At 68.1% G+C, this 12,182-nt stretch carries 13 protein-coding genes; 7 read left to right on the top strand and 6 right to left on the bottom strand.

Features of this window, described 5'->3' with window-relative positions; translation table 11 throughout:
- Position 1 precedes the first annotated feature (1 nt).
- From ABD366_RS03115 to ABD366_RS03100, 4 genes are read right to left on the bottom strand one after another with little or no spacing between them, the layout of a single operon-like run.
- Positions 2–340: an RRQRL motif-containing zinc-binding protein gene (locus ABD366_RS03115; RefSeq protein WP_324776446.1), complete on the bottom strand. Its 339-nt coding sequence runs from the start codon at positions 338–340 to the stop codon at positions 2–4.
- On the bottom strand, positions 340–1,347 hold the full coding sequence (locus ABD366_RS03110) for a DUF2637 domain-containing protein (protein WP_324776448.1): 1,008 nt from the start codon (positions 1,345–1,347) through the stop codon (positions 340–342). The genes ABD366_RS03115 and ABD366_RS03110 overlap by 1 nt, the downstream gene beginning before the upstream one ends.
- Positions 1,344–1,877, bottom strand: a complete 534-nt coding sequence (locus ABD366_RS03105) for a hypothetical protein (protein WP_324776450.1) — start codon at positions 1,875–1,877, stop codon at positions 1,344–1,346. The genes ABD366_RS03110 and ABD366_RS03105 overlap by 4 nt, the downstream gene beginning before the upstream one ends.
- A complete protein-coding gene (locus ABD366_RS03100) occupies positions 1,874–2,140 on the bottom strand; it encodes a DUF6284 family protein (protein ID WP_324776452.1) in 267 nt (88 codons plus the stop codon). Before ABD366_RS03100 ends, ABD366_RS03105 begins: the two co-directional genes overlap by 4 nt.
- A gap of 574 nt (positions 2,141–2,714) precedes the next feature.
- Here ABD366_RS03100 and ABD366_RS03095 point away from each other — a divergent pair.
- From ABD366_RS03095 to ABD366_RS03080, 4 genes are all read left to right on the top strand, one after another.
- Positions 2,715–3,098 (top strand): GntR family transcriptional regulator, encoded by a 384-nt coding sequence (locus ABD366_RS03095; RefSeq protein ID WP_324776454.1) that lies wholly within the window; start codon positions 2,715–2,717, stop codon positions 3,096–3,098.
- A 129-nt stretch (positions 3,099–3,227) separates the two neighbouring features.
- Positions 3,228–4,412: a helix-turn-helix transcriptional regulator gene (locus ABD366_RS03090; RefSeq protein ID WP_324776456.1), complete on the top strand. Its 1,185-nt coding sequence runs from the start codon at positions 3,228–3,230 to the stop codon at positions 4,410–4,412.
- A gap of 17 nt (positions 4,413–4,429) precedes the next feature.
- The gene (locus ABD366_RS03085; protein ID WP_324776458.1) at positions 4,430–5,134 is read left to right on the top strand and encodes a creatininase family protein; all 705 of its coding nucleotides are present in this window, start codon (positions 4,430–4,432) and stop codon (positions 5,132–5,134) included.
- Between the two features lie 119 nt (positions 5,135–5,253).
- Positions 5,254–5,877 (top strand): AAA family ATPase, encoded by a 624-nt coding sequence (locus ABD366_RS03080; RefSeq protein WP_324776460.1) that lies wholly within the window; start codon positions 5,254–5,256, stop codon positions 5,875–5,877.
- Between the two features lie 111 nt (positions 5,878–5,988).
- On the opposite strand, the gene ABD366_RS03075 is transcribed toward ABD366_RS03080, so the two are convergent.
- The gene (locus ABD366_RS03075; RefSeq protein ID WP_324776462.1) at positions 5,989–6,741 is read right to left on the bottom strand and encodes a hypothetical protein; all 753 of its coding nucleotides are present in this window, start codon (positions 6,739–6,741) and stop codon (positions 5,989–5,991) included.
- Positions 6,742–7,079: 338 nt separating this feature from the next.
- A complete protein-coding gene (locus ABD366_RS03070) occupies positions 7,080–7,844 on the bottom strand; it encodes a nucleotidyltransferase domain-containing protein (protein ID WP_324776464.1) in 765 nt (254 codons plus the stop codon).
- A gap of 301 nt (positions 7,845–8,145) precedes the next feature.
- Between ABD366_RS03070 and ABD366_RS03065 the strand changes: the two genes are divergently transcribed.
- The 3 genes from ABD366_RS03065 to ABD366_RS03055 are packed head-to-tail and all read left to right on the top strand — an operon-like array spanning position 8,146 to position 12,134.
- Entirely contained in the window at positions 8,146–10,212 is a 2,067-nt protein-coding gene (locus ABD366_RS03065; protein WP_324776467.1) for a RiPP maturation radical SAM C-methyltransferase, read from the top strand.
- Positions 10,209–10,865 (top strand): DUF5825 family protein, encoded by a 657-nt coding sequence (locus tag ABD366_RS03060; protein ID WP_324776469.1) that lies wholly within the window; start codon positions 10,209–10,211, stop codon positions 10,863–10,865. Before ABD366_RS03065 ends, ABD366_RS03060 begins: the two co-directional genes overlap by 4 nt.
- Before the next feature lie 3 nt (positions 10,866–10,868).
- Positions 10,869–12,134 carry an MFS transporter gene (locus tag ABD366_RS03055; RefSeq protein WP_324776471.1) on the top strand — a complete coding sequence of 422 codons (1,266 nt, stop codon included), beginning with the start codon at positions 10,869–10,871 and terminating at the stop codon, positions 12,132–12,134.
- The last annotated feature ends 48 nt before the right edge of the window (positions 12,135–12,182 follow it).

Raw genomic sequence — 12,182 nt, 5'->3', positions numbered from 1 at the left:
TTCAGGCGGCGCACTGTTCTTCGAGGGCGGCACAGCGGCCGCACATGCCCAGCGAGGGCGGGATGACATAGCCGACGTCACGCCGGCACTCGGGGCAGAGGCGGCGGGCGGCGTTGGCCTTGGCCAACGCGCGCCAGCGAGCCGGGGTCATCGGCCGGACCGGTTTGGCCTGGTCGATGCGGTAGAGGTAGGCGACCAGCGGGCCCCGCCGGCGGCGCGGGCGCTCCAACTGCGCGGCCACGTCCTGACCCCCGGGCCGCAAGCCCAGGGCGCGGAGCTGGCGGTAGGTCGCGTAGCCGTCCGGGGCAAAACGCCACCGGTAGATCGGCAGGGACGCCATCACTGGCTCGCGATGGCGAGGGCTGCCCCGGTGTGGCTGGGGTCGCGCAGTTCGGCGTAGCGGGTGGACACCCACCCCACCGACCAGCCGCACAGTTCCGCAGCCTGCCGCACGCTCAGCGCCGCCTCGTACGCGGCCGCCACGATCCGGCGCGCCTCGTCCTCGGGCAGCTTGGCCTGCGCGGGGCCGCGTTCGAGCAGCGCGGTGCGTTCACGGGTCAGGCGCTCGGTGCGTTCACGCCGTTCATGCTCGGCCGCCGCGGCGCGCTCGCGCTGGTCGGTCGCGGCCCGCTCGCGTGCCTCGCGTTCAAGCCGCTCGCGCTCGTGTTCACGGTGTTCACGCTCGCGTTCACGGCGTTCACGGATCTCCCGCTCGGCCGCCGCGGCGCGCTCGCGTTCCTCGCGTTCCTCGCGGGCCCGTCGGTCTTCCCGCTCGGCCTGTTCACGGGCGAGGGTGGCTTCGTGCTCGCGCTGTTCACGGGCGAGTGCGGCGGCGTGCTCGCGCTCCTCCTGAGCCTCTTGGCGGCGCCGCTCGGCCCGTTCCAGCGCCGCCTGTTCGGCCCGCTCGCGCTCGGCCTGGTGCTCGGCTTTCAGCGCCGCGACCACGGCGGCGAGAGCGCGCCGGTAGGCAAGGCTGGTCTCTGCGGTGACGATCAGCAGCAGCGGCGCCACCGAGTGGACGGCCACGCCGACCAGGTCTTTGTTCAGGGCGGAGTCTCCGACGTTGAGCGCCCACGTCATGAGGCCTGTCATCCACCGCAGCGCGATCGGCCAGCGTCCGCCGTGCCCGCCCAGACGGGCCAGGACGTCATCGAGCTTGACCACAATGACTACCGCCGCATCCACCACCAGCGGCAGGATCGGCGCCGTCCACGCCCACTCAGGGGCGGTGTGGTCGGCCATCAACGGGGTGACGGTGAGGATGGAATAGAGCATCGCCCCGCACACGATCAACCACGTGCCACCGGACAGGGCGCGCTCGGCTGAACGCGTCTGAACACTGTTCACGCCGCACCCCCCACCGGCTCCGCAGACGGCACATAGGCGCGGCGAAAGCCCTTCGAGGCAGCGCTGTAGATGAACGCCTCACACGACCACCGGCACTCATACGGGGAGCGTTCACCGCGCGGCCCCCAGACATGATCGGCCGGGTAGCCGTGCGTCGACGTATCGGCGTGCGCGTCCTCACGAGAGGCGTAGACGGTGTGCGGCTGCCCGTAGTGGAACAGCACGGTGAGCGCCTGCCCGTCCACCGGTCCGGCCGCCAACTCCTCGCGCAGACGCCGAACCGCGATGGCCTTCAGCAGAAGTTCCTGCTCCGACGCGGCAACCTGCTCCAATGCGCGCCGGAGGATCGCGCCCACCTCCGACGTGGCCGCCTCCGCCCGCTCCGCACGCTCGATGGCGGCGCGGAGCTCCCGCAGGTGCCTAGCGAACGCCGCGTTGGCCGCCCCGCTGGTCTGCCGGGCGTGCTCGGACGCGGCCCGGGTTTCGGTTTCGAGCCGGGTCAGGCGCTTCGTGGTGACGAGGCGCATCATGCGGCATCACCCTCCCGAACCGAGGCGCCGCGGTTGGCGACCTCCGCACGCGCGGCCAGCACCTTGTTCGCGGCCCGCCGCAGCCGGCGCTCGTCCAGCGGCGACGCCGGCCGATCCAGCAGCGCGATCTGCACGTCCAGCAACTCCAGCTCCGCGGCGATAAGCGGCGCCTCGTGCTCGATGGCGTCCAGCTCCGCCGCCGTGGGCTCCAGATCCGCGGCAAGCGCGGTAACAGCATCCTGAACAGGAACGATGAGCTTCATGGGTCGTGTCTCCCTAGCAGTTGGCAACGGCCCGAACAGCGGCCCCGGTGTTCGAGCACCGGGGCCGCACGCCGTTGAAGTCGGGGTATCCGGCTCCCCTCAGCGCTGCTCGTACGAGACGAGCAGCGGAGGCAACCGGCCGCCGCGGGTAGCGCGGCGGAGAGGTCGAGTAGGGCGCGATCTCAAGTCGCGCTGGCCACCTTTTGCGGGAGGTGACGGGCCCGTCGTACGCGATATGGATCTGTGCCTCAGTCCCGCTCGTCCGAGGAATCGCATCTCGGTCTCGTGGCGCGGCGTATGTGCCCTTGGGCAGATCCGTTCTTTTGAGTCGGCACGTGTCCCTGACGGGAGTTGACCGACTGGTCTCCACTCGCCTCGGCCGGTGTGGTCACGGCCGTCCTATCTGCGGTGGATCACGCTCTTGAGTTAGGTGAAGCAGGTCCTGCTGGCCAAGCGGAGCCCTTACGGGTTCGTTGCTGGCACGCATCAGCATGTACTAGTACGTGACAGCACGCAAGAGTGGCGCGAAGAAACGTGCTAGGCCGTGCTAGCGGGGGTGGGTACGCTCGAAGGCGTGACGATCGCCGAGGACGACCCCAGACAGCCTTACGAGCAGGCAGCCGCGACCCTGCGACGCGAGATCCGGGAAGGCGTCATCAAGCCTGGCCACAAGGTGGGCTCCGTACGGGACTTGGCGAGCCGCTTCAGCATCTCGCCGACCACCGTGCAAAAGGCCCTCACAGTCCTTCGTGACGAAGGACTCCTGATGACCACCGGACGAGGCAACTACGCACGGGACCCGAAGCAGGCTGCCGACGCCGCCAAGCCTGCCAGCGGTGCGGATCTCTCCGGAGTCCTGCGTCAGCTCGAACATGTCACCTCCCAGCTCTCGGAACTTCGCGACCGAGTCGAGAGGCTGGAAGCCGGCCACTCCGGTCGCGCTGACAAGGACCAGTAGGCCCGATTCCGCGCCGGTTGACAGTGGACAGGGGTTAACACCCCCTCTGTGTTACCTGTTAACTCCCCACGTCAGCGGTGTTGTTGGGCAATCATGGGAGTCTGCTGCGCCACTGACGTTGGGGAAGCGATGAAGACCAAGTTGCAAGCCGCCCGCCTTGCGCGAGGGTGGTCACAGGCTGAACTGATGGACGCGATGGAGGACGCTGCCGAGCGACTCGGCTTCGAAATTCCGTCGCGATCCAGCCTGAAGACGCAGGTCTCCATGTTCGAGAACGGGCGCCGGCAGCCCGGCTCTGAGTACCAGGCCATGTTCTGTGAGGTCTACGAAGCGACCCGGGAGGAACTCGGCTTCGCGCTGGAGACAGCGCCCTCACAGCTCGATGTACTGCCGAAGCTGCCCAGCCCGCGCGGCCCCGCCCCAACGGCATCGGCGGAAGTTCTTGGCTATCTCAAGTCCGTGTTCGTGCAGCACGCACAAGCTGAACCGCTGGTCGGCCCCCGGTTTCTCGTGCCCCCAGTGTTGAGCCAGATGCCGCTCATTGAGCAGTTGTGCGCGGACACGAGGGGGCCGATGCGGGCTGAAGTCCTCCGCGTCAGCCTGCGGTATGCGGAGTTCCTGGGGTGGCTCTATCAGGACTCGGGGGATTCACAAGAGGCGATGCTCTGGACGAACCGCGCCCTGGACTACGCGTACGAGCTGAGCGACCCGACCTTGAGCGCGTACGTCTTGCAACGGCGCGCCAACATCGCGACGGAGGCGGGACACGCGGGCTACGCCCAAGGTCTGGTCAATGCCGCGCTGAACTACTCGGGCAAAATCCCGAGCCAGGTGGAGGCCGTTGCCTTACGAGCGCGGGCGAACGCTTCGGCCGTGCTGGGCAACGCGAGCGAGACTGCCCGCGCGCTCGACCAGGCCCGTGTTCTTGCCGCCAAGGGCCCTGACCACGATGACGGCCTGGCCCCATATGTCTCCGTCGAGTACATCGACATGGAAGCTGCCAGCTGCGCCATTGAGCTCAGGCGCCCCGAGGACGCGGTGAAGACGTTGGAGGAGAGCCTCACGCGGTGGCCTGTCCAGCAAGAACGCGACCGCGGCCTGTGTCTTGCTCGACTGGCCACGGCGTACGCGCAGAGCGAGGACCTGGAAGGGGCCGTGAATGCGGCATCGCAAGCTGTTGCCGTCGCGCAGGCGACGGGATCGGCCCGGATCCTGGCTGAGTTGACCAGGCTTCAAACGCACCTGACGCCCTTCCGCAAGCTTGTGGAGGTTGCGGAATTTAACCGGGCCCTGGGCAGTATGAAGGGGACCTGACCAGATGAAGGAGAGCCGTGAACCTGCTTCCCACGATCACAACCACTGACGTCCAGGAACAGGAACCCCGAGTCGCCGTCCTCCCGATTGGCTCCTACGAACAGCACGGCGCCCACCTGCCGCTCGTCACGGACACGGCCATCGCGTGCATCATCACTCGCGAGATTGCCGCCGCATATCCGGTCCTCCAGCTCCCACCCGTGACGATCGCGTGCAGCCACGAGCACGGTACGTGGCCCGGCACGGTGAGCATCAGCGCGCGGACCCTTCACGCGGTGGTCAACGACATCGCTGCGTCCCTCGAAGCTCAGGGCATCCGTAAACTCGTGCTCGTCAATGCCCACGGCGGCAACTATGTGCTCTCGAACATTGTCCAGGAAGCCAATCTGACCGAAGCACGCATGACGCTCTTCCCGCAGGGGCGCGAATGGGGTCGGTCTCGCGAGCGCGCCGACCTCGTGTCCGACGCTCACGGCGACATGCACGCAGGGGAGATCGAGACCTCCATCCTGCTCCATTCTGAGCCGAGTCTCGTGCGTGAGGGATATCAGAGCGCGGATCACGATGGCGGGGAGCGTCCCTTTCTCCTGACGCATGGAATGAAGGCGTACACGGATTCGGGAGTCATCGGGTTTCCCTCCTACGCTTCCGCGGAGAAGGGGAAGGTCGTGTTGGCGAGTCTTGTAGAAGACTTCGCAGCCCATTTGGAAGCTTTGAGTTAAACGCCACCATGAAGCGACTGGCGGTAAATGGCCGGGGTTGCATCGGTGGTGTACTTCAGAAATGACCGAAGTTGTTAGTACCAAACTTTAGTGGTGTGCGTGCAGAGCGAGGGGACCTCTTGTCGGAAGTGAATCCCGAAGGTTTTATGGTCGACGGGAAGAATCATGAATGGAACTTGGGTAGGATTCCAAAGACGGACAAGGACTGGCGAGCTGAGTATCGCCTCCAGCTCAAACAGGTCGAATCATATCTCGATTTAGCCGTAGAGAAGAACCGTGAACTCAAAGAGTTGCAAAATAGGCTAGACGCTCTAGCTGAACAGAACGCGAAGCTCGCCGCCGCGCGAAATCAACCCGCGTTCCATCTCGGTAAGCGCCCAGAGACGCCGGAGGAAATCGACGCCGAAGTTCGACTCCGTGAGACTGAGCGTCGCTGGGAAGTGGAGTTGGCGGATCGCAGGCATCGGGCAGACCTTGCATATGAGCAGTCCGGGCTCGTCCGCAGAGCGGAGGATGTGCGCGGCTGGGCTCTCGTAGCCGTGGTTTTCGCGATTATCGCCTCGCCTTGGATTGCCATGATTGCTGGCGTCGCTGCAAAGGACTTCAGCCTCTACGTCGCCCCGGTGACGGGTATTGCTGGGGCCATCATCGGCTATTGGTTCGGCCAAGGGCAGCGAAATGACCTTCAGCCTCCGACGATTGCCAACTCCCCGACAGTCATCCCTCGTGCCGAGTCGCCCTAACTGTCGCATGAGGGTTGAGGGCTGGCCGCGCCGATCGCTTCGGTCGTGGCACTGCGATGGCCGACATCGCCCGCGTATGCCAAGTGGGGCACTACCTCGAAAGATGGTTAGTCAACCCGAGATATCGGCATATGCGGAAACTCCCGCCGCAATTGCAGCCAGTGCCGCGATGGCCACTCCAGAAAGGGAAATCTTGTCGGACATCGACGTATCCCACCACCGTGCACGTTCGGGTATTTCGCCAGCAACATTGATGATTGCCTTGGCCTTCCCTCCGCCCGCAGTCCCCGTAAAGAAGACAATAGAGTACATTATCACCGCCACGAGCGTGGCGAGAGCTGTGCTCTGGCGGTGATTTTGATGCAGGATGCCCTGGCCGAACAGAAAGCCCGCCACGCCGGCGAGTGTCGCTGCGAGGATAGAAAGCTTGAGCGCCGCGCGGAGCCGTAGATCAGAGGGATTGACTGTCCCCGCGTTGGGCTCAAGCAGGGCTTTCAAACGGGCAGCCTGACCATGTACCCAAGTGGCATCCTGGCCGGAAATTGACACGTTCAGCCATAGCGGCTCGATAGAGATTCGAATGTACCTATCCTGCCCGCCAAAACCGGAGAACTCGATATTGTCTAACTTGCTTAGATCCCCGGGTAGTTGTGATGCGGCCACTGCCGAGACGAGATCTTCCAGAGTCGGCCGCACGAAACGCGTACCAGCGCGCTCAGTGGCGAGGGTGGTCCTATCGGGATTGAGTCCTTCGCTAGCGATAGAGAAGAGTCGGTCCAGCTGTGAGCGGCCGAGACGGTAGGTGTAGAACCGGGTTCGGTTGGTTGTTACATCACGATGATCTGTCACTGTTGCATTTTGCACGACCCGTTGGCCCTCCTGGGGTCAGTTGTCGACACACCTCAGCGCTACATCACCACCAGTTCCCACCCGCGCCCACTGATGATCAAGTGCCCCGCAGCTCATCGGTGGCAGGCCGCAGGGCGCGACGGTCTACAGATGTAGGGCCCACCTCCAGGGGCGGCTTCCCCCAGGCGTCCCCCAGGGCGAATCAACCGCGTATAACCCCAGGTCGGACAGGGTGGTGTCGGTCCGCTGTAAATCTGCCGGCTCAGCCTTCCCAGGTTCGAATCCTGGCGCCGCCACACTTGGGGGAAGCCCCCTCCGGATTCCGGAGGGGGCTTCGTCGTGTCCGGGGCCGCTCAGCGCCGCTCTACGTAGCCCTCGCGCAGCGGCCCTCCGACCAGCTCCAGCACTTTCTCCGCCGCGGCGGCCAGCGGGGCCGGATCGGCATGGTCCGCGACGGTGCAGTGGCCGGCGAGGAGCGCCGCGCCGAGTTCGGGGTCCGCGGTGAGCAGGCGGCGGGGGAGCCAGCGGCCGATGCCGGTCCAGGCGCTGTGGTGTGCGGTGAGCAGGTGTGCTGCCTCACGCAGAGTGAAGTCGGCGGTCGCCAGTTGCTCGTACCGCGCGCTCGGCGGGGTGTCGAGCAGGTCGTCCAGGAAGCAGGTCAGGACGTAGCGGCTGCGTTCCCGCTCGGCCGCGGTCAGCGGGGCGGGGCCGGCCGTGAGGAGTTCGCGGGCACGCGCGCGTGTCCGGGCGATGTGCCCGTGCGGGTCGAGCAGCGGGACACCCTGGTCGTAGATGAACAAGATCGTGCCCCGGCGCAACGAGCGGTCCCGCTCGAAGAGGGCCGGAGTCTCGCTGAGGGTGTGCAGGAACAGTTCCACCGGGCGTCCCTCGTGGCGGAGCACCTCGCGGCGGCCGGTCTCCGCGCCGGGCAGCAGGACCGCCAGGTCCAGGTCGCTGGACGGCCCTGTGCGGCCCCGGGCGGCCGAGCCGCCGAGCAGGGCGCCCAGAGCGTGCGGGAGGCGCTCGGAGAGCAGGCGTAGGGCCTGGGCGGCCGCAGTGAGGTCGACGGCCGGGCCGGGGCGGCCGGGACGGCTGAGGTGGGACGCATGATCATCCATGCGGTACGGGTCTACCGGCGGCCCGCGGCCCCGTCCACACCCTCACCCACACCCCCGTTCACACCCCTGTTCAGTCCTGCGCAAGCAGCACCCTTGTGTGACGCATGGTGCAGCTCTAGGGTGAACCGCCCTATTGCATACGGGTGTTCGAACTCAAGGCTCCGAGGGGGAGGCATGGAGATCAAGAAGACCGTGATCCGTGAGGAAGAGCGCACCAACCGCAGGCCGGCCATCATGGAAAAGCGGCCGACTCGCTGAGCCACCAGAAAGAAGCTCGCCGAGCTACCAAGAAGAGGGCGGCATGCGCGTTCAGTTGGTGACCATGCCCTGGCACCCGATCGATCTGCCCTCCCTCCAGGTGGGCCTGCTGCACCAGTTGCTGCGGCAGGTCCGCCCCGACGACGAGGTACGCGAGTTCCACGGCTCGCTGCGCTGGGCGGAGTTCCTCCTCGCACGCTCCGACAGCCGACTGCGCCCCGGAGACTACGAGGCGATCGGCAGCGACTCGATCTTCCACGGGCTCGGCGACTGGGTCTTCTCCGGAGTGCTCTACGAGGACGAGGACTGGGGCGTCGCGAAGCTCCACGCGTACGCGCGCGGGCGCCAGTTGTGCGCCGACACCCTCGACACCGTGTCCCGGATGCGGGTGCACGCCGCCGAGTACATCGACCGGTGCGCCGATGAGGTGCTCGCCCACGAGCCCGACGTCGTCGGTTTCACCAGCACCTTCATGCAGAACGTGCCCTCCCTCGCCCTCGCCCGTGAACTCAAACGACGCCGCCCGCAGCTCAGCGTCGTCTTCGGTGGCAGCAACTGCGACGGGCCCATGGGCCACGCCCTGCACCGCAACCACCCCTACGTCGACCACGTGGTCCGCGGCGAAGGGGAGTACGCCTTCCCGGCCCTCCTGGCCCACCTCGACGCGGGGACCCCACCAGACGACGTGCCGGGCCTGTGCTGGTGGGACGGCGCCCCGGGGTCCCGGGTGTCCCGCGCCAACACCGAGACCCGCCGCACCGTGGCGCCCGCCGACATACCGTCGCCCGACTACGACCAGTGGCAGACGGAGATCGAGGCGTCGCCGGTCATCGAATACGTGTACCCGAAGCTGGTCGTCGAAGGGGCCCGCGGCTGCTGGTGGGGCGAGAAGCACCACTGCACCTTCTGCGGCCTCAACGGCACCGCCATGGCCTTCCGGGCCAAGCCCGGCGAGCGGCTGTGGAGCGAGATCGACCGGCTGGTGCGCCGCCACCGTCTCCTCGACGTCGTCACCGTCGACAACATCATCGACATGGCGTACTTCAAGGACTTCCTGCCGCGCGCCGCAGAGAGCGGCTGGGACCTGCGCATGCACTACGAAGTGAAGTCCAACCTCAGCCGGGAGCAGATCGCCCTGCTGAGCGACGCCGGAGCCGTCCTGCTGCAGCCCGGTATCGAGAGCCTCAGCGACCGCGTCCTCGACCTCATGGACAAGGGCGTCACCGGCGCCCGCAACATCCGCACGCTGCGTGAGTTCGACAACCACGCGATCACCTGCACGTGGAACTACCTGTACGGCTTCCCGGGCGAGACCGCGGAGGACTACGCGCGCGTGCTCGACCAGATGCCGGCGCTCGTCCACCTCCAGCCGCCCGGCGGCGCCCACCGCATCCAGCTGGAACGGTTCAGCCCGCACTTCACGAACCCCGCCCTCGGCTTCGGCAAGCGCCGCCCCGCCGAGATGTACGGCCATGTCTACGAGCTGCCCGAGGACGAACTGGCCGATCTGGTCTACCTGTTCGACACCGAGGACACGGGTATCGGCGGAGACGTCGAGGACCGGCTCCTGCGGGCCGTCGCGCAGTGGCGGGCCGGGCACGACGTGTCGTCGCTCGTCATGGAGGCGGCCGGCGAGGACACGGACGCCCTTCTGGTGCGCGACCGGCGCCACGGCTGGCCACCGCGCACCTACTGGTTCAACGGCTGGCAGGCCGCCGCCCTGCGACACCTGGAGGACGGCCGCACCGAACCCGCCCTCCGCCGCAAACTGACCGCCGACGGGCACGACGTCCCCGACGAGGAAGTGCGGGAGTGGCTCGCCGACGCCCTCGCGCTCGGCCTGTTCTTCAGCGACGGCCGCACCTACGTGTCCCTGCCGACCCGGACCGTACCTCTCCGAGTCGACCGCGAAGCCGGTCCCATACCTACCGAGGAGCCCCCAGCCGCGGGAAGGCCGACGGCCGCGGAAGGCCTGGCAGCAGCCCTGGAAGATCCCCCAGCCGCGGAAGGACCGCCGGCCCCGGGAGATCCCACAGCAACCAAAGCGCCCACAATCGCGAAAGCTCCCACAGTCGCGAAAGCGTCCACATTCAAGGCGGTGGCCCGATGACCGTCCCACCCGGAACCAGGCCCGCCACCTCGCCCGTCCCCTCCGAAACGACGCCCGGCACCCGCCCTCCGGCCCTGCCCACCACAGCCCGCCCCGCCCCGGCCCTGCCCACCGCCGTCCCTCACCGCCTCACCGGCACCGCCGTCCACGTGACCGCGCCGCTGCCCCTGCACGGGGAGGGCCGTGCCACGACGCAGGCGGTCCAGTTCCTGCGCGAGTGCCTGAGCCACGGGCTGCGTGTTACGTATGACGCCGCGCGGCCCGTCCTGCCCCCCGAACCTGATACGTATAACCTCCGCACCCTCCGCCACCTCCCGCCACCCGCCGAACACCCGGAGGAGCCGGCGGAGTTGACCTCGTGGCGGACCGGACACGCCTACGGGATGCTCTACCACCGCCGAGGCCCCGGGTTCATCACCGTCATGGACCGCAGGGAACGCCCGGCCTCGGCCCGCTTCACCCTCGACCACCCCGATCTGCTGGGCGCCTTCGACGCGTTGCACGAGGCCACACCCCTCGCGGCGCTCACTCCCGTCCACCAGGAGGCTGCCGGGCTGCTGGCGGACGAACGGCTCGCGCTGGTCGTCGACGGCTGGGCGGTGGCGCTGCCGCCCCGCCTGCGCCGCTGGCCCGTGCCCTGCACGGGGATCTGACGGGTGACCACAGCCACGGCCGACGGCACCTCGTTATGGCGGCACCGCCCGTTCGTCCTGCTGTGCGGCGAACAGATCGCCAGTTCCGTAGGGCGGCAGATCACGACCCTCGCGCTGGCGGTGACGGGCCTGGGCGCGGGACCGTTCGGGGCGGCCGCGCTGCTCGCCCTGACGTATCTGCCCGGCGCGGTGCTGAGTCCACTCGCCGGGGTCCTCGTCGACCGGGTGCGGCTGCGGAACCTGCTCGTCACGGTCACCGCCGCACAGGCCCTCGTCGTCGGCTCGGTCCCGCTCGCGGACACGGTCGGCCACCTGACCCGCGGGCACCTGTACGTCGTCGCCGCCGTCTCCGGTGCCCTCACCTTCACGCTCGCGGTGGCGCTCCAGGCGGCGCTGCACCGCGTCGTCCCCTCCGGCCGACTCCTGGGCGCCAACTCCGCGCTGACAGCGGCCCGCACGAGCGGGCAGATCGGCGGCCCCGCGCTCGGCGGCGTCCTGGTCGGACTCGCGGGCCCGGCCTGGGCTCTGCTCGCGGGCAGCGTCGCCTACGCCGTGGAGGCGCTCCTGGTCCTCGCACTGCCGGCCGCGCTCAACATACGTAGGAAGCAAGGCGCAGGCTCCCCGCTGGACGCGCTGTGCTCAGGGCTCGCCGTCGTCCGCGCCCAGCCACGGCTGCGCCGCATGGTCCTGTCCGGCGCGGGCCTCAACCTCGGCAGCGGCGCCGCCACCGCCCTCTACGTCTTCTATGCCGCCCGTGAACTGGCCCTCGACGCTTGGCAACTAGGCACCACATACGCCGTCTACAGTGCGGCCACGATCGCGGGCGCGCTGCTCGCAGGCCGGTTCGCCCGCACCACGGGACTGTGGCGAGCCACCCAGGCGTGCGGCCTCGTGGCGGGCGCCGCGGTGTTCCTGATCCCGGCCGCCTCGCTCGGCCCCGCCTTCGCGCTGCTGCTCGCCTACCAGGTGACGTACGGGCTCTCCGGCACTATCTGGATGATCTCCATGACGACGACGCAGCAACAGGTGACCCCGGACGGCCTTCAGGGCCGGGTCGCCGGGCTCGTGCAGTCCGTGCTTCTGCTGACCGTCCCGGTCGGGGCGTTCGCCGGCGGCGCGCTGGCCGCCTGGCTCGGCAACGTGCCCGTCCTGCTGGGCTCGGCGGCGGTCGCGCTCGTCTCGGCGGCGACGCTGTGGGCGCCCGTACGGGCCGCGACGGTGGAGCCGGCCGAGGACGTGCCGAGCCGGCTGCTGAGCCCTGAGCCGTGAGCCGAGACCGCTTCTGACCGTCGCTCAGGCCGCAGCCGCGGGTTTCAT

The sequence above is a fragment of the Streptomyces kunmingensis genome, assembly GCF_039533535.1.
Lineage (GTDB): Bacteria > Actinomycetota > Actinomycetes > Streptomycetales > Streptomycetaceae > Streptomyces > Streptomyces kunmingensis.
This window is presented reverse-complemented; position numbering and strand designations above follow the sequence as displayed.